This is a genomic window from Streptomyces violaceus (assembly GCF_036014075.1).
Classification (GTDB): domain Bacteria; phylum Actinomycetota; class Actinomycetes; order Streptomycetales; family Streptomycetaceae; genus Streptomyces; species Streptomyces violaceus.
On sequence record NZ_CP107911.1, the window covers coordinates 4,683,449 to 4,706,227 of the forward strand.

At 71.8% G+C, this 22,779-nt stretch carries 22 protein-coding genes, 2 tRNA genes, 1 other RNA gene and 2 pseudogenes; 11 read left to right on the forward strand and 16 right to left on the reverse strand.

Translation table 11 applies throughout. The annotated features are described in order from the left end of the window. Window positions 1–169: 169 nt before the first annotated feature. The 8 genes from OG542_RS21040 to OG542_RS21075 all read right to left on the reverse strand — a co-directional run bounded on the left by OG542_RS21040 (window position 170) and on the right by OG542_RS21075 (window position 5,120). Window positions 170–1,072: an RNA polymerase sigma factor SigF gene (locus tag OG542_RS21040; protein ID WP_184593621.1), complete on the reverse strand. Its 903-nt coding sequence runs from the start codon at window positions 1,070–1,072 to the stop codon at window positions 170–172. 268 nt (window positions 1,073–1,340) lie between these two features. Beyond that, entirely contained in the window at window positions 1,341–2,207 is an 867-nt protein-coding gene (locus OG542_RS21045; RefSeq protein WP_184593619.1) for an RNA polymerase sigma factor SigF, read from the reverse strand. Window positions 2,208–2,361: 154 nt separating this feature from the next. Then, window positions 2,362–2,655: a Dabb family protein gene (locus OG542_RS21050; protein WP_328412958.1), complete on the reverse strand. Its 294-nt coding sequence runs from the start codon at window positions 2,653–2,655 to the stop codon at window positions 2,362–2,364. Beyond that, a complete protein-coding gene (locus OG542_RS21055; protein ID WP_328412960.1) occupies window positions 2,655–2,831 on the reverse strand; it encodes a hypothetical protein in 177 nt (58 codons plus the stop codon). Before OG542_RS21055 ends, OG542_RS21050 begins: the two co-directional genes overlap by 1 nt. 116 nt (window positions 2,832–2,947) lie before the next feature. Further along, a tRNA-Ser gene (locus OG542_RS21060) sits at window positions 2,948–3,032 on the reverse strand. A 45-nt stretch (window positions 3,033–3,077) separates the two neighbouring features. Then, window positions 3,078–3,509 carry a tRNA adenosine(34) deaminase TadA gene (tadA, locus tag OG542_RS21065; RefSeq protein ID WP_328412962.1) on the reverse strand — a complete coding sequence of 144 codons (432 nt, stop codon included), beginning with the start codon at window positions 3,507–3,509 and terminating at the stop codon, window positions 3,078–3,080. 56 nt (window positions 3,510–3,565) lie between these two features. Then, window positions 3,566–4,102, reverse strand: a complete 537-nt coding sequence (locus OG542_RS21070; protein WP_328418028.1) for a tRNA adenosine deaminase-associated protein — start codon at window positions 4,100–4,102, stop codon at window positions 3,566–3,568. A gap of 784 nt (window positions 4,103–4,886) precedes the next feature. Beyond that, on the reverse strand, window positions 4,887–5,120 hold the full coding sequence (locus OG542_RS21075; protein ID WP_311130334.1) for a hypothetical protein: 234 nt from the start codon (window positions 5,118–5,120) through the stop codon (window positions 4,887–4,889). 131 nt (window positions 5,121–5,251) lie between these two features. On the opposite strand from OG542_RS21075, the gene upp reads away from it, so the two are divergent. Further along, window positions 5,252–5,887 carry a uracil phosphoribosyltransferase gene (gene upp, locus OG542_RS21080; protein ID WP_193482977.1) on the forward strand — a complete coding sequence of 212 codons (636 nt, stop codon included), beginning with the start codon at window positions 5,252–5,254 and terminating at the stop codon, window positions 5,885–5,887. A 50-nt stretch (window positions 5,888–5,937) separates the two neighbouring features. Here the strand turns inward: upp and OG542_RS21085 are convergent, their stop codons facing one another. Beyond that, window positions 5,938–6,555 carry a LytR C-terminal domain-containing protein gene (locus tag OG542_RS21085; protein WP_328348076.1) on the reverse strand — a complete coding sequence of 206 codons (618 nt, stop codon included), beginning with the start codon at window positions 6,553–6,555 and terminating at the stop codon, window positions 5,938–5,940. 130 nt (window positions 6,556–6,685) lie between these two features. Then, entirely contained in the window at window positions 6,686–6,982 is a 297-nt protein-coding gene (locus OG542_RS21090; RefSeq protein WP_003999914.1) for a type II toxin-antitoxin system VapB family antitoxin, read from the reverse strand. A gap of 106 nt (window positions 6,983–7,088) precedes the next feature. On the opposite strand from OG542_RS21090, the gene OG542_RS21095 reads away from it, so the two are divergent. After that, window positions 7,089–8,708 (forward strand): helicase HerA-like domain-containing protein, encoded by a 1,620-nt coding sequence (locus OG542_RS21095; RefSeq protein ID WP_328418030.1) that lies wholly within the window; start codon window positions 7,089–7,091, stop codon window positions 8,706–8,708. A 34-nt stretch (window positions 8,709–8,742) separates the two neighbouring features. Here OG542_RS21095 and OG542_RS21100 read toward each other — a convergent pair whose 3' ends face one another. From OG542_RS21100 to OG542_RS21115, 4 genes and pseudogenes are all read right to left on the reverse strand, one after another. Beyond that, entirely contained in the window at window positions 8,743–8,883 is a 141-nt protein-coding gene (locus OG542_RS21100; protein WP_311126533.1) for a hypothetical protein, read from the reverse strand. A 78-nt stretch (window positions 8,884–8,961) separates the two neighbouring features. Beyond that, window positions 8,962–9,300 carry a hypothetical protein gene (locus OG542_RS21105; protein ID WP_328412964.1) on the reverse strand — a complete coding sequence of 113 codons (339 nt, stop codon included), beginning with the start codon at window positions 9,298–9,300 and terminating at the stop codon, window positions 8,962–8,964. A 123-nt stretch (window positions 9,301–9,423) separates the two neighbouring features. Then, window positions 9,424–10,017 carry an HhH-GPD-type base excision DNA repair protein gene (locus tag OG542_RS21110; protein ID WP_328412966.1) on the reverse strand — a complete coding sequence of 198 codons (594 nt, stop codon included), beginning with the start codon at window positions 10,015–10,017 and terminating at the stop codon, window positions 9,424–9,426. A 50-nt stretch (window positions 10,018–10,067) separates the two neighbouring features. After that, a pseudogene (locus OG542_RS21115) lies at window positions 10,068–10,619 on the reverse strand (IS630 family transposase); the annotation flags it as partial. On the opposite strand from OG542_RS21115, the pseudogene OG542_RS21120 reads away from it, so the two are divergent. From OG542_RS21120 to OG542_RS21130, 3 genes and pseudogenes are all read left to right on the forward strand, one after another. Next, window positions 10,618–11,061, forward strand: a pseudogene (locus tag OG542_RS21120) (GNAT family N-acetyltransferase); the annotation flags it as partial. The pseudogenes OG542_RS21115 and OG542_RS21120 overlap by 2 nt on opposite strands. Then, window positions 11,058–11,525: a cupin domain-containing protein gene (locus tag OG542_RS21125; RefSeq protein ID WP_328412968.1), complete on the forward strand. Its 468-nt coding sequence runs from the start codon at window positions 11,058–11,060 to the stop codon at window positions 11,523–11,525. The pseudogene OG542_RS21120 and the gene OG542_RS21125, both read left to right, overlap by 4 nt. 219 nt (window positions 11,526–11,744) lie before the next feature. Next, window positions 11,745–13,577, forward strand: a complete 1,833-nt coding sequence (locus tag OG542_RS21130) for a copper resistance CopC/CopD family protein (RefSeq protein ID WP_328418032.1) — start codon at window positions 11,745–11,747, stop codon at window positions 13,575–13,577. On the opposite strand, the gene OG542_RS21135 is transcribed toward OG542_RS21130, so the two are convergent. After that, complete coding sequence (locus OG542_RS21135) at window positions 13,477–14,454, reverse strand: DUF72 domain-containing protein (RefSeq protein ID WP_328412970.1); 978 nt, start codon at window positions 14,452–14,454, stop codon at window positions 13,477–13,479. The two genes, OG542_RS21130 and OG542_RS21135, sit on opposite strands and share 101 nt — an antisense overlap. A 212-nt stretch (window positions 14,455–14,666) precedes the next feature. Between OG542_RS21135 and OG542_RS21140 the strand changes: the two genes are divergently transcribed. From OG542_RS21140 to OG542_RS21155, 4 genes are all read left to right on the forward strand, one after another. Beyond that, window positions 14,667–15,152, forward strand: coding sequence for an MSMEG_6728 family protein (locus OG542_RS21140; protein ID WP_328412972.1), 486 nt, complete (start codon window positions 14,667–14,669; stop codon window positions 15,150–15,152). 148 nt (window positions 15,153–15,300) lie between these two features. Beyond that, a complete protein-coding gene (locus OG542_RS21145) occupies window positions 15,301–17,475 on the forward strand; it encodes a hypothetical protein (protein WP_328412974.1) in 2,175 nt (724 codons plus the stop codon). 4 nt (window positions 17,476–17,479) lie between these two features. Continuing rightward, window positions 17,480–19,102, forward strand: a complete 1,623-nt coding sequence (locus OG542_RS21150; protein ID WP_328412976.1) for a type 1 periplasmic-binding domain-containing protein — start codon at window positions 17,480–17,482, stop codon at window positions 19,100–19,102. A 184-nt stretch (window positions 19,103–19,286) separates the two neighbouring features. Then, a complete protein-coding gene (locus tag OG542_RS21155; protein ID WP_193483009.1) occupies window positions 19,287–19,937 on the forward strand; it encodes a restriction endonuclease in 651 nt (216 codons plus the stop codon). Between the two features lie 70 nt (window positions 19,938–20,007). Here the strand turns inward: OG542_RS21155 and OG542_RS21160 are convergent. Next, window positions 20,008–20,095, reverse strand: a tRNA-Ser gene (locus tag OG542_RS21160). Window positions 20,096–20,167: 72 nt separating this feature from the next. On the opposite strand from OG542_RS21160, the gene ffs reads away from it, so the two are divergent. Continuing rightward, window positions 20,168–20,266: signal recognition particle sRNA small type (gene ffs / locus OG542_RS21165), an RNA gene on the forward strand. Window positions 20,267–20,312: 46 nt separating this feature from the next. Next, window positions 20,313–22,757 (forward strand): DNA polymerase III subunit gamma and tau, encoded by a 2,445-nt coding sequence (locus tag OG542_RS21170; protein WP_328412981.1) that lies wholly within the window; start codon window positions 20,313–20,315, stop codon window positions 22,755–22,757. Window positions 22,758–22,779: the final 22 nt, after the last annotated feature.

Below are 22,779 nucleotides of genomic sequence, written 5' to 3' on the forward strand. Positions count from 1 at the left end.
CCGCAGCGGTTGGCGCGTCAACGCCAGTCAGTCGGCGTGAGACTCCATCGCGCCGTTCCGAGGACGGACACCCCCCCGGCGCGGCCCCGACCCACGACGAAGCCGTAGGCGGCCACACGACGAAACCGCAGGCGGCCACACGACGAGAGTCGTGGGCCGCCCCGTGCCGTCAGTCCGAGATCAGCCCTTCCCGCAGCTGCGCCAGCGTCCGCGTCAGCAGGCGGGAGACGTGCATCTGCGAGATGCCGACCTCCTCGCCGATCTGCGACTGGGTCATGTTCGCGAAGAACCGCAGCATGATGATCCGCCGCTCACGAGGCGGCAGCTTGGCCAGCAGCGGCTTCAGGGACTCGCGGTACTCCACGCCCTCCAGCGCGGTGTCCTCGTACCCCAGCCGGTCCGCCAGCGAGCCCTCGCCGCCGTCGTCCTCCGGAGCCGGCGAGTCCAGCGAGGACGCCGTGTACGCGTTCCCCACCGCCAGCCCGTCGACGACGTCCTCCTCGGACACCCCGAGCACGGCCGCGAGTTCGGGGACCGTAGGAGAGCGGTCCAGCTTCTGCGAGAGCTCGTCACTGGCCTTGGTCAGGGCGAGCCGCAGCTCCTGCAGGCGCCTCGGCACCCGCACCGACCACGACGTGTCGCGGAAGAACCGCTTGATCTCACCGACCACCGTCGGCATCGCGAACGTCGGGAACTCCACCCCGCGTTCGCAGTCGAACCGGTCGATCGCCTTGATCAGCCCGATCGTGCCGACCTGGACGATGTCCTCCATCGGCTCGTTCCGCGAACGGAACCGAGCCGCGGCGTACCGCACCAGCGGCAGATTGAGCTCGATCAGCGTGTCACGGACGTACGCACGCTCGGGGCTGTCCTCGTCGAGCGCGGCCAGCCGCAGGAACAGGGAGCGGGACAGGGTGCGGGTGTCGATGGCGCCCGCGGCCGGCAGGGCCGGGACGGGCTCGGCCACCAGTGCCGGAGCATCATCGATGGGGCCGAGTGAGTCGAGAGCATGGGGAGCTGTCTCGCTCTCCGCGAGCGTGAGCACCTTCGAGCTGCCCTGTTCTGCGGACATGCCACCCCCTTTGGGTCGCGGGACGGTCGCGGCGAACGCTCCCGTCTGAGGAACGCAGCCTTCACCTGAATACCGGCGCCGAAGCCCCGGCAAACGCGCTTCACGCAGAATGTCACATGTCGGCAACACGCTGTAGTGACATGTCGACATCTGAGACGCGAATAAGCCCTGCAAACAAGGGGTCTGACGACCTTTCGGCACGCAACTGCCGGGAACGGCCCTGATGAGCGATTCCCTCGCCTCAGTGACCTCTCGCTCCTGTTTGCGGTTACGCGTCGATCCTGTTCGCAGACCGCAACCGTTGGAAGCTACGCGCGAGTAGCCGCGAGACATGCATCTGCGAGACGCCGAGTTCCGCACTGATCTGAGACTGCGTGAGATTGCTGTAGTACCGCAGCAGCAGAATCCGTTGCTCTCTTTCGGGCAGTTGTACGAGCAGATGCCGTACGAGATCCCGGTGCTCCACGCCGTCCAGCGCGGGATCCTCGTAGCCGAGCCGGTCCAGCAGCCCCGGCAGTCCGTCGCCCTCCTGCGCGGCCTCCAGGGAGGTCGCGTGATACGACCGTCCGGCCTCGATGCAGGACAGCACCTCGTCCTCGGTGATGCGCAGTCGCTCGGCGATCTCCGAGGTCGTCGGCGTGCGCCCGAAGGAGGTGGTCAGGTCCTCGGTCGCGCTGTTGACCTGCACCCACAGCTCGTGCAGCCGGCGCGGCACGTGGACCGTACGGACGTTGTCGCGGAAGTACCGCTTGATCTCGCCGACGACCGTCGGCATCGCGAACGTCGGGAACTGCACGCCCCGGTCCGGGTCGAAGCGGTCGATGGCGTTGATGAGCCCGATGGTGCCGACCTGGACGACGTCCTCCATCGGCTCGTTGCGGGAGCGGAAACGGGCGGCCGCGTAGCGCACGAGCGGGAGGTTGGCCTCGATGAGCGCCCCGCGCACCCGGTCGTGCTCCGGCGTACCCGGCTGGAGTTCCTTGAGCTGGGAGAAGAGGACCTGCGTGAGGGCGCGGGTGTCGGCGCCACGGCTCCGCTGGGGAGTTGCCTCCGAGGAGGGTGCCTGAGGCGCAGTACTGGCCAGCACGGTCAACTCCACCTCGTCATCCGTCAACCCATCAGTCGACTCTTCCATCAAAAGCGGTCATAGCATCACAAGACATGTCCACTGTGTGCAAGCACCCCATAACTACGTGTTGAGGGATGAAAAGCCGCATGAATCGCCGCACACCACGGAAGAACCCCCCGTCGAAGCGACGGGGGGCTCGAAGTGTTGGGGGTCGCGGGCCTCAGAACTCGTAGTCCGCGATCACCCACGTGGCGAACTCGCGCCACTGCGCCACACCCGCCTGGTGGTCGGGATGCTCCACGTACCGGCGCAGCGCGTCCGCGTCGTCGAAGGCCGAGTTGATGGCGAAGTCGTGGGCGATGGGGCGGTCGCTGACGTTCCAGCCGAGCTCCCAGAAGCGGATCTCGGGGATCGCGCCGTCGAGTGAGCGGAAGGCCTCGACGCCCTTCGCGACGCGCGGGTCGTCGCGCTCGACGCCCTCGTTGAGCTTGAAGAGCACCAGGTGGCGGATCATCACTTTCCTCCGTTGGCGACCCAGGTGGCGAAGTCGCCGAGGGCGCTGGCCGCGTCCGATACGCCCTGGAAGCCTATAAGGACGTAATCGGCGGCCGTCCTCGGGTCGGTGATGATCACGTACAGCCCAAAGACCACGACGACGTAGACGGCGACCTTCTTCGCGTTCACCGCCATCGCGGCCTCCCCTGTCACTGGTGTCCCATGCAGCGCACATGATCGCACGAAGGCCCGAGCGCACGAAGGGGCAGATCGCACGAAGGGCCCCGTCATCAGACGGGGCCCTTCTCAAGCGGTAGCGGAGGGATTTGAACCCTCGGTGACTTGCGCCACACTCGCTTTCGAGGCGAGCTCCTTCGGCCGCTCGGACACGCTACCGAGGGAGACATTACAGCAAGGTGCGGCGTGCTTTGAAATCGGTATTCAGCGGTTGCGGAAGAACTCGGTGAGCAGCCTGGAGCACTCCCCGGCGAGCACGCCCTCGATGACCTCGGGCCGGTGGTTGAGCCGCCGGTCGCGGACCAGATCCCAGAGGGAGCCGGCCGCGCCGGCCTTCTCGTCACGGGCGCCGTAGACGAGACGGTCGACGCGGGACTGCTGGATGGCGCCCGCGCACATCGTGCAGGGCTCCAGCGTCACCACGAGGGTGCAGCCGGCGAGCCGCCATTGGCCGAACTCGGCGGCGGCCCGGCGGATGGCGAGGACCTCCGCGTGGGCCGTCGGGTCGCCGCCGGCCTCGCGTTCGTTGTGCCCGGCCGCGAGCACGGTCGTGCCGTCCGGGGCCAGTACGACGGCGCCGACGGGGACGTCCCCGCCCCGGACGGCCCCGGCGGCCTCGTCCAGGGCGAGTCGCATCGCGGGCCGCCAGGGGTCACGTACCGGATCCGGTGGTCCTGGGCCGACGGGACCGGTCAGCGGACGGTCTCCAGGGTCTCCGAGGCGCCCAGGGACTCGGCGATCTCGGTGACGGCCTCCGTCGACATCAGGCGCAGCTCCTTCTCGCTGACGCCGAGGTCGTCGAGGATCTGGGGGTCGCCGACCGGGCCGTGCGGGACGGCGTCGGCCGAGGCTGTGGCCCCGTCGTCGGCCTCTTCGTCGGCCTCGTCGGATTCACCGTCCTCGGTCCCGTCGAGGTCGAGGGCGTCCAGGTCGTCCCCGTCGTCGGGATCCCGGCCGAGCAGCTCGTCGGTGAGCAGGATCTCGCCGTAGCTGCTGCGGGCAGCGGCGGCGGCGTCCGAGACGTAGATACGAGGGTCGTCCTCGCCGTCCACGCGGACGACGCCGAACCAGGCGTCCTCCTGCTCGATGAGCACGAGCACCGTGTCCTCGTCGGGGGAGGATTCACGGGCCAGGTCGGCCAGATCCGACAGGGTTTCCACATCGTCGAGCTCTGTGTCGCTCGCTTTCCACCCGTCTTCGGTGCGCGCGAGCAGTGCGGCGAAGTACACCGTGACTCTCCCACTGGTCATAGGCGTGCCGGTTGGGGGTCCCCCCGGCGGAGGTTGAGGGCGGGGAGTGCTCGTCCGAGCCCCGCCCACTCGGAATCGTGGCAGAAACAAGGCGTTCAGGGGACGTCTTCGGCACCCTGTGTCCGGCAGTTTTGATCGCACGCTCGTTGCCGCCACCTGCGGATCGTACGCGGCTTTCCCCCACTCCACGCACGGTCAGCGCGACAACGCCCGCGCGGTTCGTGATCTTCTCCAACGGTTTCCCCACCCGTTTCCTACCGGCGGAACCCGCGCGGGTCCCACGGTCGGACGCGTGTGGTTCCCACCGGGGGAATGTGTGTCGGCCCTACCGGTGAAAGGCGTCCCGGTTCCACCGGCGGACGCGCGGCCCTGTGCGGCGGACGCGTCCGGGTCCCACGGGCGAACCCGTCCGGGTGCCACCGACGGACGCGTGCGGATGCCACGGGCGGACCCGTTCGGGTCCCACAGGTGGAACGCGTGCGCGTTACGCGGGCGGAATGCGTCTGGGTCCCACCGGCTGATCGGTACGGGCGTCACGGTGGACCGTCTGGGGCCCGCGGGCTGATCGGTACGGGCGTCACGGTGGACCGTCTGGGGCCCGCGGGCTGATCGGTACGGGCGTCACGGTGGACCGTCTGGGGCCCGCGGGCTGATCGGTACGGGCGTCACGGCGGACCCGTCTGGGGCCGCGGACGGAATCGTGCGGGGCCTACCGATGGCAGGCGTGCGGGTCCACCGGCGGACCCGGGCACGCGGGACGGGGTTACCAGCGGAACGTGCGCATGCGCATGGCGTGTCGCAGGCGGGCCGTCTTGGCGCGGCGGGGCTGGACGCGGTCGCGCAGTTCGCGGGCCTCGGCGAGGTCGCGCAGGAAGCGGGCGCGGCGCCGGCGGCGCTCGGCGGACGACATGTCCGGCTCGTCCGTCCGGTCGGCCGCCGGGTCCGCCCCGGGCCATGCGCGCGGCGACAGATCTTCTCGGTAATCCCGGTCGGGCATCTGGCTCGTCACCCCCAGTTCGTCCTTCCCGCCTTCCCCCGGACGGGCGATTGACGCCGGTGAACAGGTGACAGCCCCTCGGCGGGCTTGCCGTGCGGCCCGGCTCACCCGGCCCGGCTACTGTTGTGGACATGCGTCTCCACGTCGTCGACCACCCACTGGTCGCCCACAAGCTCACCACGCTGCGCGACCAGCGCACCGACTCCGCGACCTTCCGCCGCCTCGCCGACGAGCTGGTCACCCTGCTCGCCTACGAGGCCACGCGCGACGTGCGCACCGAGCTGGTCGACATCCGGACGCCGGTGGCCACGACCACGGGCGTCAAGCTCTCACACCCGCGCCCCCTGGTGGTGCCGATCCTGCGGGCCGGGCTCGGCATGCTGGACGGCATGGTCCGGCTGCTGCCGACCGCCGAGGTGGGCTTCCTCGGCATGATCCGCAACGAGGAGACGCTCGAGGCCTCCACGTACGCGACGCGGATGCCGGAGGACCTGTCGGGACGTCAGGTGTACGTGCTGGACCCGATGCTCGCCACCGGCGGCACGCTGGTCGCGGCGATCCAGGAGCTGATCAAGCGCGGCGCCGACGACGTGACCGCCGTGGTGCTGCTGGCGGCCCCGGAGGGCGTCGAGATCATGGAGCGCGAGCTGGCCGGCACCCCGGTGACGGTCGTGACCGCCTCGGTCGACGAGCGCCTGAACGAGCACGGCTACATCGTGCCGGGCCTCGGCGACGCGGGTGACCGGATGTACGGGGCGGCTGAGTAAGACGCCCCAGGGCCTAAGACACCCCAGGGCCTAATACACCCCCGGACCCCTCAGCAGCCCTTCTTCGACGTAGGCGCCGGCTCGGGCCTGGCCAGCTTGGTCAGGGCCCGGTCGGCGTCCGTCTTCTTCGCCAGTTCCTTGAAGCCGTCGCCGATGACGAGGTCGACGGCGGCACCCTTGCGCGCGGCCTCGGTACGCCGTTCGGCGTCCGGGAGCTGGGTGCCGAGCACGGGCAGCGAGGTGTCGAGGGCGGCGGCGGGGCCGAGCAGCACGCCGGTTCCCTTGACCTTCTTGTCGTACTGCTTGGTCGCGTTGCCCACGTCGCCGATCTTGAAGCCGCGCTTCTTCAGCTCGTCGGCGGTCTTCTTCGCCAGGCCGCCGCGGGTGGTGGCGTTGAAGACGTTGACCGTGATCGTGCGCGGCTCGGGCAGCGCCTTGGCGGCGGGCGAGGCGCTCGCCTTGGTCCTGGGGGCGCAGTCCGTGCCGTTGCCGGCTGCCGAAGCCTTTCTGCCGCCGCCGGTGAAGACATCGATGAGCTGCAGAGTGCCCCAGCCGCCCACGCCGAGCACGGCGACGGAGGCGACGACCACGACGACGAGCCGGCCGCGCCGCCGGGGTCCGCGCATCCGGGGGTGCTTGTTGCCCGTGATGCGGTACTTGCCGCCCATGCCGGGGGGAGTCAGCATGCTCATGAGCGCAGCGTAGTGCGCCTGGGCGACGATGCCTACTAGATGATCATTCGACATCGCCCAGACGATCCAGACGAACCCGAAAGGGCCAACCCGTTACCGGCGGGGCTCAGTCCAGCTCGAGCACGCGCGCGTGCAGCACCTGGCGCTGCTGGAGCGCCGCCCGCACCGCGCGGTGCAGGCCGTCCTCCAGGTACAGATCGCCCTGCCACTTCACGACGTGCGCGAAGAGGTCGCCGTAGAACGTCGAGTCCTCGGCGAGGAGGGTCTCCAGGTCCAGCTGCCCCTTGGTCGTCACGAGCTGATCGAGGCGGACCGGGCGCGGCGCGACGTCCGCCCACTGCCGGGTGCTTTCCCGGCCGTGGTCGGGGTACGGCCGGCCGTTTCCGATGCGCTTGAAGATCACACGGAAAGCCTACCGGGCAAGACGTTCCGGGCGCAGCCATGGCGCCGTAGTGCGACGCTGAAAAAAACCCCACAAGGCGGTACGAACCGGGAACAGGGGCGTGAATATGCCGGACCGCGAGACCATGCCGTCGGCCCCGGCTGCGGAAGTGTCGGAGCGCGCTGCCGCCCTCCCCCAGGAGGCCCTGAAGATCGCCTCCGGCTACGCCTTCTCCGGACCCGCCCTGCAGCTGGGCGCCCTGCTGTGGGACGGGCGGTGCCTGCCGGACGCGCAGATCCGGGTGCCGCTGACGATGCTCAACCGCCACGGCCTGGTCGCGGGCGCCACCGGCACCGGCAAGACCAAGACGCTCCAGCTGATGGCCGAGCAGCTGTCCGCCCAGGGCGTGCCCGTCTTCCTCGCCGACATCAAGGGCGACCTCTCCGGGATCGCGGCGCCGGGCCGCTCGGACGCCCGGGTCGAGGGCCGGGCCGAGGACGTCCACCAGCGCTGGACGGCGACGGGTTTCCCGGCCGAGTACTACGCCCTCGGCGGCATCGGCCGCGGCATCCCCGTCCGGGCCACGGTCACCGGCTTCGGCCCGGTGCTGCTGTCCAAGGTGCTGCGGCTGAACCGGACCCAGGAGCAGTCCCTCGCCCTGATCTTCCACTACGCCGACAGCAAGGGCCTCGAGCTGATCGACCTCAAGGACCTCAGGGCGGTCGTGACCTTCCTGACCTCGGACGAGGGCCGGCAGGAGCTGAAGACGATCGGCGGTCTGTCGGCCGCCACGGCCGGGGTGATCCTGCGGTCCCTAACGGCCTTCGAGGCGCAGGGCGCGTCCGGCTTCTTCGGGGAGCCGGAGTTCGACACGGCCGAGTTGCTGCGGACGGGTGAGGACGGACGCGGCATCGTCTCCGTCCTGGAGCTGAACGCCGTACAGGACCGGCCGCAGCTGTTCTCGACCTTCCTGATGTGGCTGCTCGCCGACCTCTTCCACGATCTGCCCGAGCTCGGCGACGTCGACAAGCCCCGGCTGGTCTTCTTCCTCGACGAGGCGCATCTGCTCTTCGACGACGCCTCCGAGGCGTTCCTGGAGTCGATCACGCAGACCGTGCGCCTGATTCGCTCGAAAGGGGTCGGCGTCTTCTTCGTGACGCAGACCCCGAAGGACGTACCCGCCGACGTCCTCGCCCAGCTCGGCAACCGCGTCCAGCACGCCTTGCGCGCCTTCACTCCCGACGACCAGAAGGCCCTGAACGCCACGGTGAAGACCTTCCCGAAGTCCCCCTACGACCTCGAAGAGGTGCTGACCGGCCTGGGGACGGGCGAGGCGGTGGTGACCGTGCTGAGCGAGAAGGGCGCACCGACGCCCGTAGCCGCGACCCGGCTGCGCGCGCCCGAGTCCCTGATGGGCCCGGTCGGCCAGGAGGCCCTGGACCGGGCGGTGGAGGAGTCGCCGCTGTACGAGCGGTACGCGCGGGCCGTGGACCGGGAGTCGGCGTACGAGCGGCTGACGGACGACCGGGTCGGCCGGGGTGGCCGGGGGGCGAAGGGGCCGGACGAGATGCGGGACGCCACCGCCCCGGTGGAGGAACGTGCGGAGGAACGGCCGTCCGCCGTGGAGCAGGTGGTGGGCAGCGGGGTGTTCAAGTCCCTGGCCAGGTCCGTGGGGACGCAGATCGGGCGGGAGATCACGCGGTCACTGTTCGGGACGGCCCGTCGTTCGGGGCGGCGGAGGCGTTGACGCTCGGCTGACCGCCTCCGCCGCCGCGGGTCGGTCAGCCGCGTTCCCGTTCCTCGGGGGGCTGCTGGGTCCTGCGTGTGTCCGGCGTGGACTTGGGCCGGGGCGGCTTGCGGGTGCTGCGGGCGGCCTCGGCGCGCAGAAGGGCGCGCAGGACCGCGTACGGGTCTTGGAGCATGGCTGTTTTCCTCGCTGTTCCTCGTCGCGTTCGTTCCGGCTGGTCGCGTGCGGGCTGAGGGACCGGTGTCCGGTCCGGTCAGCAGCGCAGGACCTCGGAACGCGGCGGGCGAGGGGCGTGCGGCGGGCCCGGCGGTACGGGCATGGGCCGCGGTGCGGTGTACGCGGGCCCGGGGGCCGGGAGCGGGGCGGGGCGCAGCGGGACGGCGGTGCGCCGGGCGGCCCGGGCCGACGGGCGCAGGGCGGTGTCGAGGACATCGCACTCGACGGCCGTGCTCTCTCCGGAGACGGTGGCCGTCGGCCCCGTGTGCGCCTCGGCGTGCGCGCCCGGCACGAGCAGGGCGAGCAGCAGGACGAGCACCCGCGGCCACGCGTTCCGGCGGGTGCCGCGGGGGACCGGCTGCGGTGCGGGGGTCACGGGAGGTCGTTCCCCGTCGCGGGTGGGGTGTGACCGTGGTGCATGGTCCATGCTCGGACCGGGCCGGAGCGGCCCGCCACCCGGGGCGGGCCAGGAGGCTGACGCCTGCTTGCCGGCGGGCTGTTACTCCCCGGCGGCCTTCGCCGCCTTGGCCGCCGCCTTCATCTCCTGCTTGTGCGCCCGTACCTTGACCAGCGACTCGGGGCCCGTGATGTCGGCGACGGAACGGAAGGACTGCGGCTCGCCGTAAGCGCCCGCGGCCTCCCGCCACCCCGTCGGCCGCACCCCGAGCTGCTTGCCGAGCAGGGCGAGGAAGATCTGGGCCTTCTGCTTGCCGAAGCCCGGCAGCCCGGCCAGCCGCTTCAGCAGCTCCTTGCCGGTGCCGACGTCCTTCCAGACGGCCTCGGCGTCACCGTCGTAGTGCTCGACGAGGTACTGGCACAGCTGCTGGATCCGCTTGGCCATGGAGCCCGGGTAGCGGTGCACGGCCGGCTTCTGCGAGAGCAGCGCGGCGAAGGCCTCGGGTTCGTGCGCGGCGATCTCGTGCGCGTCCAGGTCGTCCTTGCCGAGCCGCTGGGCGATCGTCGCCGGACCCTTGAACGCCCACTCCATCGGGACTTGCTGGTCCAGCAGCATCCCGACCAGTGCGGCGAGCGGACTGCGGCCGAGCAGCGCGTCGGCCTCTGGGTCCTGGGCGAGGTGAAGAGTGACGTCCATGCCCCGATCATCCCCCGGCCCGGGCCCGGCCGCGTCCGCAGCCAAAGCCCCTAGTGATCTGAGTCAGAGATTCGTCGGCAGTAGGCGGCGACTTTGTCGAGGATCTCGTCGGCGTTCTTCGTCCAGATGAACGGTCTGGGGTGCTCGTTCCACTCGGTGAGCCAGGCCCGGATGTCGCGTTCGAGGGCTTGGACGGAGCGGTGGACGCCGCGCTTGAGCTTCTTCTGGGTCAGCTCGGCGAACCACAGCTCGACCAGGTTCAGCCAGGACGCGCTGGTCGGTGTGAAGTGCAGGCGGAACCGCGGGTGGGCCAGCAGCCACCGTTTGATGTCGGGCGTCTTGTGAGTCGCATAGTTGTCCAGGATCAGATGAACCTGCAGATCAGCCGGGACTTCCCTGTCCAGCTTCGCGAGGAACTTCTTGAACTCCGCTGCCCGGTGGCGGCGGTGGAGGGAGCCGATAACCTTGCCGGTGGCGACCTCCAGGGCGGCGAAGAGGGTCGTGGTGCCGGCCCGGACATAGTCGTGGCTGCGGCGTTCGGGAACGCCGGGCACCATCGGCAGAACCGGCTGCGACCGGTCCAGGGCCTGGATCTGCGAGCGGCAGGTGGCCGAGACCTACGCCCACCTGGACACTCTCGCCACCCACCACGCCTTCCTCGTCGTCCGGGACGGCGAGCCGGTCGCCCTCCTCCAGACCTACGAGCCCGAGTCCGACCGCGTCAGCGAGTGCTACGACGTCCGGCCCGGCGACATCGGCGTCCACCTGCTGCTCGCCCCCGCCGGGCCGGGCGGCACACGCTCCGGCTGGACCGCACGGCTGGTGTCGTCCATCGCCGGGTACGTCCTGCTGGGCCTGGACCGACGGCGGGTCGTGGTCGACCCGGACGTGCGCAACGAGAAGGCCGTCCCCCGCTTCCTCGAACTGGGCTTCACGGCGGGGCCGGTGGTCGTCCTGCCGGAGATCGACCTGCCGGACGTGTACCTGCCGGAGAAGAAGGCCCAGCTCGCCTTCCTCGACCGGGAAGTACTCTTCCCCGGGTGACTCCCGACGAGCTCATCGCCCACTACGGACTGGAGCCGATCCCGCGCGAGGGCGGCCTGTTCCGGCAGACCTGGGCCGGTCCCGAACGCCCCGACGGCAGACCCGAGGGCACGGCGATCGTCGCGCTCCTGACGGCGGACGCCTTCTCCGCCCTCCACCGCCTGCCGACCGACGAGGTCTGGCACTTCTACCTCGGCGATCCCCTGGAGCTTCTCCTGCTCGCCCCGGAAGGCAGCACGCGGACGGTGGTGCTGGGCCCGGACGTCCTCGGCGGCCAGCACGTGCAGTTCACCGTCCCGGCAGGTACGTGGATGGGCGGGAGGACCCGCGGGCAGTGGACCCTCTTCGGCTGCACGATGGCGCCCGGCTTCACGTTCGAGGGCTACGAACACGGGGAGGCGCGGGAACTGACGGCGCGCTACCCGGCAGAGGCGGACAGGATCGCAGGGCTGTCGGCTCCTTAGGGGCGCGGGGCTGTATCGATGTGCGGCTCCGCCGCGCGGGCGCGAACAACCCCCACACACCCGCGGCCGCCACACAACACGAACCACCCCCCACTGAGCGCCGAACGACTCCCATCCGTACGTATCCCGAGGCCGGAAATCCCGAACACGGAGAACCACGTGGACCCACGGCGGAACGAGGAGCGCAATGTCGGACATCCCCGGCGAATTCAGGCCCTGGTGCTGCTCGGCACCGTGCTGGTCCTGCTCCTCTTCAGCGCAGCCCCCGCCTCGGCCCACGCAGCCCTCCGCACCACCGACCCCGACGATGGATCCGTCGTACGACAGGCCCCCCGCAGCGTCACCCTGACCTTCACCGAATCCGTAGGCCTGCTCGACGACTCCTTCCGGGTCTTCGGCCCCGACCAGCGCCGCGTCCACACCGGCGAGGCCACGCACGCGGACGGCCGCTCCGACACGGCCCGGGTCGGCCTGCCCGGGAAGCTCGCCCAGGGCACCTACACGGTGGCCTGGCGGGTGGTGTCCGCCGACAGCCACCCGGTCTCCGGGGCTTTCTCCTTCTCCGTCGGTAAACGGTCCGCCACGACCACGCAGATCGACACCGGCCCGGACGAGGACCCGCTGACCGGTGGCCTCTACGACGCCGCCCGCTACCTCGCCTACCTCGCCGCCGCGCTGCTCGTCGGCGCGGCGGCGTTCGCGCTTCTGTGCCGGCCCGCGGACCGGTCCCCGCTGCGCAGGCCGCTGGTGACGGCCTGGTGGACGATGCTGGGCTCGACGGTCGTCCTCCTCCTGCTGCGCGCCCCGTACGAGGCGGGCGCGGGCCCGGCGGCGGCCTTCGACGCCTCCGCCCTCGCCCGCACCCTGACCGGCCGCCCGGGCAAGGCCCTGCTAGCCCGGCTGGCCGTTCTGCTGCTGACCGCCGTGTTCCTGGTGTGGCTGTCCAGGAGCCGTGAAAGCCGTGAAAGCCGTGACCGCCGGGAGCCCGTGGCGCTGGCGGCGGGCACGGCCCTGGCCGTCGGACTGGCCCTGACCTGGGCGGCGGCCGAGCACGCCTCCGCCGGGATCCAGGTGCCGCTGGCGATGACGTCGTCCGTGCTGCATCTGCTGGCGACCGGGGTCTGGCTGGGCGGCCTCGTGGCACTGCTCCTGACCCTGCGCCGCTCGTCCGGCGAGGACCTGACGGAGGTCGTGCCCCGCTTCTCCCGTATCGCCTTCGCCTCGGTGACGGTCCTGGTCGTCACCGGCGTGTACCAGTCCTGGCGCGGCCTCGGCTCCGTCTCCGCGCTGAGCGGCACGTCGTATGGCCGGCTGCTGCTCGCGAAACTGGTCGCGGTGACCGCGCTGGTGCTGGCGGCCGGGTACTCACGCCGCTGGACGGCACGCCTCGCGGCACCGGCGACCGCCCGGCCCGTGGCCGTACGGGAACGGGTCGCGCAGCCGGTCGGCGCCCCGCCGCCGCCGGAAGCGACCGCAGAGCCCGGCACGCGGGACGCCGAGGAGCCGGAGCAGCCGGAGGCGCCGGCCCCCGAGCTGGGGGACGGGGACGGGAACGCAGACGTGCGGCGGCGTGGTCTGCGCCGCTCCGTCCTCATCGAAGTCGCCGTCGCCGCGGTGGTGCTGCTGATCACGACGCTGCTCACCACCACGCTGCCGGGCCGCGCGCAGGCCGAGGCCGCGCAGCAGGCCCCGGTGGGCGCGCTGCCGCCCACGACCCTGGTCACGGTGCCCTACGACACGGGCCTGGACTCCCTGACCGGTCGCGGCACGGTTCAGGTCACCGTGGACCCCGGGCGTGTCGGCGAGAACGGCATCCAGGCCGTGGTCCACGGCTCCGACGGGGGCCCGATCACCGTCCCCGAGGTCCGCATCACCTTCACGCTGTCCTCCAAAAAGGTCGGCCCGATCGACGCCGAACTCACCGACGTCGGCTACTGGACCACCAACTCCGTCAACCTGCCCCTCCCCGGGACCTGGACGATGAAGACGACCGTGCGGGTGTCGGACGTCGACCAGGTGACGGTGTCGAAGCAGGTGCGGATCGTGTCCTAGGCACCCGGCCCGCTCCGGGGTCCGCCCCGGCCTCGCCGTCGAGGAGCCGTGTCATGCACTCGGCGGCGCGTACGGCGGCGTCGCCGCAGCAGTTGTTGAACAGGACGTGGACCTGCTCGGCCCGCTCCGCCAGCCGGCGCACGCGGGGCAGCCACTCGGCGAGTTCCTCCTCGCCGTACGCGTACCGGAACCGGTCCTCCTTGCTCCCGGCCCCCCAGGCGGTGCTGCGGCCGTGGAACCGTACGACGGACAGCCGCGGCGAGGTCACGGCCGTCACGGGCGGGACCGAGGAGGGGAGCGTCTGCGTCATGTCGACGGCGACCGCGGCCATGCCGTACCCGGCGAGCAGCGCGCTCGTATCCTCGGCCCGGTCCGGCTCCCACCACGCGGGATGCCGGAACTCGACCGAGACGGGCCACCCCCGTGTCCGCTCGGCGCACTCCCGGAGATACGCCTCCGCCCGTTCCCCGGGCCGGAACCAGGGCGGGAACTGGAACAGCACGCTCCCGAGCCGCCCGGCCCGCCGCAGCGGCTCGATCCCCGCCGCGAACCGGGCCCACACCTCGTCGAGCACCTCCGGGTCCCGGTGATCGGCCCGCAGCCCGCCCGGCAGGACCGCCCCCCTGGTGGGGTGCCCGGTCAGCAGCGAGAACGCCTTCACGTCGAACACGAACCCGTCCGGTGTGCGCTCGGCCCACAGCCGGCTGTTCCGCACGCCCGGCAGCGCGTAGTACGAGGCGTCGACCTCGACGACCGGGAACCGCTCGGCGTAGTGCCGTAACCGTCCCTCGGCGTCCCGCCGCCCGACCGGGTACCAGCCGCTGCCGACCAGCGCCCGGTCGGTCCAGGAACACGTGCCCACGAGGATCCGACCCATGGGGGAGGGGGTACCCGGGCCGGGCTCCGGCAGGCTCGCGATCGGAGTGACCAGGCAATCGTCGCGCTCGTCCCGGGACAGGGATGATTCGCCCCGAGAGGGAGATGACCGATCATGGAGCAGCCCCCTGAGCCGGTCGGCCGGACCGGCGAGGCCGTAGGCCAGGTGCGGACCCACCACCGCGCGACGCGGTAAGGGCCAGGGACGACGGAGTGCAGACCTTCCTTCCCTACCCCGGCTTCCGGGACTCGGCCCTGGTCCTGGACCGCCGCCGGCTCGGCAAACAGCGGGTCGAGGCGCTGCAGGTGCTGCGCGGCCTGGTCGTGCCGGACTACGCGTGGCGCCGGCATCCGGCTGTGCGGATGTGGGCCGGCTACGAGGAGGCGCTGGTCCGCTACGGCCTGGAGATCTGCCGCGTCTGGCGTGAACAGGGCCATCAGGATACCTGCGCGGCCAGCCTCGTCGCCGACCTCGCGGCGACCCGCCCCCACGCCCCGGTACGGGACCAGCCCCTGCTGGCCGCCGAGGGCGAACTGCCTCCCTGGCTGGGCGACGACACCTTCCATCGCAGCCACCGCTCGGCCCTGGTCCGCAAGGACGCGACCACGTACGCGGAGCTGTTCCCCGGGGTCCCCGACGACCTTCCCTACGTCTGGCCCACGTCGGACCGGACCGACGAGCGACCCGCGGAGGGGTGACCCCCGCCACGGTCCGCGCGGCCACCGGCAACTTCCTTCCGTGCAGCCCCCGTTGTCCGGCCAGAGGTTCCGTGTTCCACTGGATCTTTTCTGGCACAGCGGTCACCGGTCACCCGCCCCGGGCGGGCAGGCACTCCATGGGGGCTCCGTGTGTGAAGAACTGGGGTTCGAGAAACTCCTCGGCGAGGAGGGCTTCTTCGCACGGCTGCTCGGACGGACGCCGTCGGGGGCCGGCCGGGACCTGCTGTACGGCCCCGACCTCCCCGTCGTCCTGCTCACCGGCGGCCCGGGCATGGGCAAAGGCCGCCTGCTGCGCGCGGTACGGGACCGCTTCGCCGCCAAGGTGCCGGTGATCCACCTGGACTGCGCCTCACCGGTGTACGCGGACCGCGCGGACCCGGAGCCCGGCGCCCGCTCGGCCACGACCGAGGCCCTGGTCGAGGTCGCCCGCCGGCTGTGCACCTGGCAGGGCACGGGCGGCCCGTTCGCCTTCCCGCGGCTCTTCCCGGGACTGGCCATGATCGCGACCGGCGTCACGGAGGGCACGCCCGAGGCGGTCGCGACGGAGGCCGAACGCTACGAGGGTCTGGCCCAGAAGCAGCGCCTGCGCGGCCTGGGTGCCGGCGACTTCTGGCGGGGCGTGCTGCGCGGTGCCATCCGGAACCTGCTGACGACCCTGTCCGGGCAGGCGCTCGACCCGTACTCGGCGGCCGTGAGCAACGCCCTGCTGGACGCCCTCTTCGAGCGACTGGCCCCCCGGGGCAGGGCGGAACTGGAGCGGCTCTACGGCGCGTATCCCGGCGCGGCCGGCCAGCCCAGGATCGGGTTGCGCATCCTCGCCGCCGACTTCCGGGCCGGCGGTGAGGCACGCGAAGTGGCAGAAAGCTTCCTCTTCCGGGCGCTGCGCGAGGACCTCGAGGCCGCCTACGCCTCGCCCTCCGGCTGGCTGCGCCGGGTCGGCCGCCCGGCCCTGCTGCTGGACCACGCCGAGTCGCCCCTGGGCGAGCGCCTGCTGCGCGCCGTCCTCACCGACCGCCGGGCCGGGCAGCGCGACCGCGTGGTGATCGTGGGCACGGCACGCCGTCCGGACGGCGGCGCCTTCCTGCACGGCGGTCTGCCGCCCGAGGAGGCGACGCCCCCGGCGGAGTACCGGCCGGCCGACGGCGCCCCGCCCGCCTGGTCCCGGCGTACGGACGGGGCCGCGGACCGGGCGCCCCTGGCCGACGGCGTGGTCCTGCTGCGGATGCCGCTGCTCACCGGCGACCAGCTCCGCCGCGAGACCGTACGAAGACAGCAGCGCGCCGAGCCTGAGGGCGGCACGAACCGCCGCCGAATCGACGCCGCCGTGGCCCGGCTGAGCGGCGGCCGTCCGCACACGGTCATCCGGCTGTCCGCCGCCGCGGCGGCCTTCCGCATGCCGGCGGACGCCAACGACCGCGCCATCCTGGACGCCCCGCTGCGACTCCACGGCGACGACACCCCCGAACGCCCGGTCGCGGACGTACTGCTCCGCGAACTGATCCTGGAGCAGTTACCCGTACGGCTGCCGACCGAGCACCAGGCCCAGTGGCTCGACCTGCTCTCCCACCTGTCGGTGGCCCACGACACGGAGTGCGCGGACGTCCTGCTCCGCCACCACCAGACGGGCCACGTCCACCACCTGACCGCCCATCACGTGTCCCAGCTCCTCACCGACACCGGATGGCCCGCCTGCGAACGCCACTTCATCGGCGACTTCGGCCTCCGCCAGCTGCTGGTGCACCGGCTCTACGGACTACGCCCCGGTGGCGCCGCCTGGTACGCCGACCACCATCTGCTGCGCGACCACTACGCGCAACGCGCGGCGGGGGAGGCACCGGATGCCCAGGGCGACGGGGCCTTCCGCTCGCTCACCGCACACCGGATGAACCACCACCTGGTGTCCGGAGGCGCGGACGACGTGGTCAGCCACCTCGCCGCCACACTCCCCGGCCGCCCCGGCGCGTGGTGCGCGGATCTTCTGGAGATCGCCCAAGCCCCCTATCCGGGCGGGGCGGACGCCCGGCGGGAGCGCGCCCAGGGCCTGGTGGCGGCGGACGGCCCGCCGCTGCGCCGGACCGTCGACCAGCTGCTGCACGCCGTGTGGCTGTGCGAGGAGCGGACCAGACCGACCGGCAAGGAGACGGCCCGCACGCTGGCCAAGCTGCTGGACCTGCTCTCGATCATGGACTTCGAGGGCGCGGGCCGGCTCAGCAGGACGGCGACGGACTGGAGCGGCCTGGCGGAGAACGAACAGCCCCTGCTGCGCTGCACCTGCACCGAACAGCTCCGGCGAAGGAGATGACGGCATGCCCAGATGGCGGAAGATCCTCTACTCGGTGTTGCTCGTAGGGGCGATCGTGGCAGGCGTGGCCCTCACCACCTCCCTCCTCCGCAGGCCGGACACCTGCGCCGACGGCGTCGAGCGGATCGAGGGCGAGTGCGTCGGCGTCAACGGCGAGGGCTACGACTTCGGCACCCCGGAGATCGCCGACGTGGCCCGGGCCATCGCACGCGAGAACCAGCGGATCGCGAACCAGCCGCATGTCACGGTGGCGATGATGCTGCCTCTCCAGTCGGACCGCGAGGCCCTGCGCCGGCAGATGCGCAGCGACCTCCAGGGCGCCTACCTGGGACAGCGGCAGGCCAACGAGGGCGAGGGCGAACCCCCCAGGATCCGCCTGGTGCTGGCCAACCCCGGGCAGGCCTACGGCCGTCAGGCGGAGGTCGTGGACACCCTCCTGCGGATGGCCGCCTCCCCCGAGGACCGGCTGCGCGCGGTCACCGGCTTCAACCTGAGCCTCGCCGCCACGGAGACGGCGGTGAAACGCCTGACGGAGAACAAGATCCCGGTGCTCGCGGCCCGGATCAGCGGCGACCGGATCGCGAACGAGGACCGGCCGGACGGCATGGCCGCTCTGAAGTTCCCCGGCCTGGCCCGCATCCTTCCCACCAACCACGACGCGGCCCAGGCCCTGGCCAACTTCAACGGCGAGCGGGGCCGCCGGAACCTCAGGACGGTCCTGGTCTACGACAAACGCCCCGACGGCTACAACGAGTCGCTGGCCAGGGCGTTCAGCAGGATCAAGGAGAAGGGCCCGGCCGGCCCCGCCGCGATGTCCTTCGAGTCCCCGTCCATCGACGAGGCGGGCTCGACCGGCAACCAGTTCACCCAGACGGCCAACAACATCTGCGACTCCGAGGCCGACACGATCTACTTCGCGGGCCGCACGCTCCACCTGCGCATCTTCGCCCTCAAACTCGCCCAGGTGGGCTGCGAGAACCGCCACTACACCATCGTCAGCGGCTCCGACGCGGCCTCGCTGCGCCAGGCCATGACGGAGAAGGACTGGGCGCGGCTCCGCGGCGACGACGGCACGGCGAAGGTGACGGTGCAGTACGCGGCCCCCGCACACCCCGACGCCTGGACCACGGAACTGACGGCGTGGAGAAAGAACCACACGGCAACCCAAGGCAACAAGCCGTCCGCCCAGGACCTCCCCCAATACCTCACCGAACCCCAGGCGGCCCTGGACACCTTGAGAAACCAGATCAAGGACACCCGGCGCGAAGGCATCGCTCTCGGCTCCACCCCGAACCTGGACGACTCCCGCACGATGCTCGTCTACGACGGCCTCATCACCATCGGCAAGGCCCTCCACCAGGCCCAGCGAGGCGCCCCCGAGACGACCGCCCCCACCCGCGAGGACGTGGGCCGCCAGTGGTCCCTCCTCCAGTCCCGCCACCGCGTCCAGGCCACCAGCGGCCTGATCTGCCTCACCACAGGCGGCAACGCCTACGACAAACCGGCCGCCATCGTCGAACTCGACCCGGGCCGAAAAGGCGAGGGCACCCTGAAGTTCGTCGGCTTGGGCTGGCCGACGGGCAAGCCCCAGCCGAAGAACTGCGTCATCCCCAGCACGACGCCTTGATCCGCCCCGATACCGAAGTACTCCTCAGTGAGCCAGATCCGGACATGGCCGACTCGCGCCCTACTCGTGCTGCCCCGAGCTGCCCAGACTGCCGTACGCGGACTCTCGGGGAGGGGCTTCGATCGTGGCTGGCGTGGCTGGGCGCAAACGGGGTGCGGCCGCTCGAAGGCGGCGGGCGGCACGGCTGAAGGCGGTGGTGATCGGCGGCGGCCTGGTCCTGGCCCTGCTGGCGGTGTTCTGGTCGGCCGTGTGGCCCTACGTCACGGGCGCGCTGATCGTCGGCTGCGTCGGAGCGGCAGGCTGGTGGCTGTGGCGTACGGACCGGCTCGTGCGCGGCCGGGACCGTCTCTGGCGGCATCAGGAGGCGGTACAGGCCGGCCATCGGACACTCGCCGAGGTGGACGCGATGACCGGCACCGAGTTCGAGGAGCTGGTCGCAACCCTCTGCCGACGGGACGGATGCACCGACGTCCGGCGAGTGGGCGGCGCCAACGACAACGGCGCCGATGTCGTCGGCCGCCTCCCGGACGGCCGGAGCATGGTGATCCAGTGCAAGCGCTACGCCCCGACCAGCACGATCGCGAGCCGGGAACTACGAGATCTGCTGGGCGCCAAGGTGCACTTCGGTGCCGACCTGGCCGTCTTCGTCACGACCACGCGCTTCAGCCGCCCCTCCGAGAGCTTCGCGGTGCGGCACGACATCCTCGCCGTCCACCGAGATCACCTCGGCCTGTGGAACAACGGAGCCTCACTGCTCTCCCTGACCGAGGTGAACGGCCAAGGCCAGGGCGACTCCCGCCACCGAGCCCGCTGGAAGCGGGCCTACGAGAGATGACCGCCCCGACAACGCCGAAGGGCCCCGCTGCAAGCAGCGGGGCCCTTCGACATCGTGCCCGGTGAGGCACTGGCGGAGGATACGAGATTCGAACTCGTGAGGGGTTGCCCCCAACACGCTTTCCAAGCGTGCGCCCTAGGCCTCTAGGCGAATCCTCCGCCGGAAACATTACATGACCGAGAGGAGTGCTCGCGAACTCGTTCCCTGCCCCTGACATCAGGTAGCCTTGGCGCAGCCCCTCACGCGGCGCTATCTGACTGAACTCCCCCAGGGCCGGAAGGCAGCAAGGGTAGGTTGGCTCTGGCGGGTGCGTGGGGGGCGTTTGCGTTCCCGGGGCGGGGCTCGTTGTCAGTGGGCGCCTATAACCTCGTATGCGTGTCGTCTCTCGCTCTGTACCGCCGCTATCGCCCGGAGACCTTCGCCGAGGTCATCGGGCAGCAGCACGTCACCGACCCGTTGCAGCAGGCGCTGCGCAACAACCGGGTCAACCACGCGTACCTGTTCAGCGGGCCGCGCGGGTGTGGCAAGACGACCAGCGCGCGGATCCTGGCGCGGTGTCTGAACTGCGAGCAGGGGCCGACGCCCACGCCGTGCGGTGCGTGCCAGTCCTGTCAGGACCTCGCGCGCAACGGCCCCGGCTCCATCGACGTCATCGAGATCGACGCCGCGTCGCACGGTGGCGTGGACGACGCCCGTGACCTGCGCGAAAAGGCCTTCTTCGGACCCGCAAGCAGCCGCTACAAGATCTACATCATCGACGAGGCCCACATGGTCACGTCGGCCGGCTTCAACGCGCTGCTGAAGGTCGTCGAGGAGCCGCCGGAGCATCTCAAGTTCATCTTCGCGACCACCGAGCCCGAGAAGGTCATCGGGACGATCCGGTCGCGGACCCATCACTACCCCTTCCGGCTCGTGCCGCCCGGGACCCTGCGGGACTACCTCGCCGAGGTGTGCCAGAAGGAGACCATCCCGGTCGAGGACGGGGTGCTCCCGCTCGTCGTGCGGGCCGGTGCCGGTTCCGTGCGTGACTCCATGTCCGTGATGGACCAGCTGCTCGCCGGTGCCGCGGCGGACGGTGTGACGTATGCCATGGCGACCGCCCTGCTCGGGTACACCGAAGGCTCCCTCCTCGACTCCGTCGTCGAGTCCTTCGCCACCGGCGACGGAGCCGCGGCCTTCGAGGTCGTCGACCGCGTGATCGAGGGCGGGAACGACCCCCGTCGTTTCGTCGCCGACCTGCTGGAGCGGCTGCGTGACCTGGTGATCCTCGCCGCCGTTCCGGACGCGGCGGAGAAGGGGCTCATCGACGCCCCCGCCGATGTCATCGAGCGCATGCAGGCCCAGGCCTCCACCTTCGGCCCCGCCGAGCTGAGCCGGGCCGCCGACCTCGTCAACGACGGACTGACCGAGATGCGCGGCGCCAACTCGCCCCGTCTCCAGCTCGAGCTGATCTGCGCCCGAGTCCTGCTCCCCGCCGCCTACGGCGACGAGCGGTCCGTCATGGCCCGCCTGGACCGCATCGAGCGCGGCGTGAACTTCTCCGCGGGGCCCGCCGGCATGCCCGCCATGGGCTACGTGCCCGGGCCCGAGGGGCATGGTGGGGCGGCGGCAGCGGCTGCTCCGGTTCAGCCCGGTGGCGGTCCGGCCGCGGCCCGTGCCGCCGTACGGGCTTCCGGAGCACCGGGTGGCGGGAGCAGCGACGGCGGTGCCGGTAGCGGTGGCGGAGATACGGCGGCTGCGGCCGGGCACGTCCCCGACGCTCCTGGTACTTCGGGCTCCCCCGGTGCCCCCGCCGAGCGGCGGCCGGTCGCCTCCGGCCCCGCCGCCAGCGGGCACACCGAGCCGCCCCAGCCTCCCGAGCCGTCCCAGGCACCCCCTGAGCCCACGGCGCCCGCACCCGCGGCGCCCGCACCCGCGGCCCCGGCACCCGGCGCCTGGCCCACCGCCGCCTCCGCGGGCAGCGGCGGCCGTCGCCCCGGCGGCTGGCCCACGGCCGCCCCGGGCGCACCAGGCCCCGCGGCTGGGCACACCCCGGCAGCCGGCACCCCCGCGCCGAGCGCCCCCGCCCCCAGCACCCCACCGGAACCCTCGCCCTCGCCCTCGGCCCCCGCGCCGGCCACCCCCGCCCCCGATCCCGCAGGTGGCGGTCTCGACCCCCGCATGCTCTGGCCGAACATCCTGGAGGCCGTCAAGAACCGTCGGCGCTTCACCTGGATCCTGCTCAGCCAGAACGCCCAGGTGGCCGGCTTCGACGGCACGACCCTCCAGCTCGGCTTCGTCAATGCGGGTGCGCGGGACAACTTCCTGAGCAGCGGCAGCGAGGACGTGCTGCGGCAGGCGCTGGGCGAGCAGTTCAACGTCCAGTGGAAGATCGAGGCGATCGTCGACCCCTCCGGGGGCTCCGCGCCCCAGGCTCCGGGCGGCCCCTCCGGCTTCGGAGGAGGCAACGGCGGCCACGGCGGCGCCCCCGGCGGCAGCGCCAGTGGCTACGGCGGCGGCAGCTACAGCTCCGGTGGTGGCGGCTACAACGCCGGCGGCAGCGGCGGCAGCGGCGGTACGGCAACCGCCCAGCGCCCCGCCCCGTCCCGGTCGACCGCCCCGTCCACCCCCGCCCAGCAGTCGAGCGCACCCTCTCCCGCCCCCGCGGCATCCGCCCCCGCGCCCCAGCCCTCCGCCCCGAAGCCGCGGTCCGTGTCCGTCGAGGACGACATCCCCGAGGACGACGACCCCGACCTCGACGAGTCGGCCCTCTCCGGGCAGGACCTGATCGTCCGGGAGCTGGGGGCAACGGTGGTGGACGAGTTCTCGAACGAGCCCTAGCCGGCCGGTCAGTCCCCCTGCT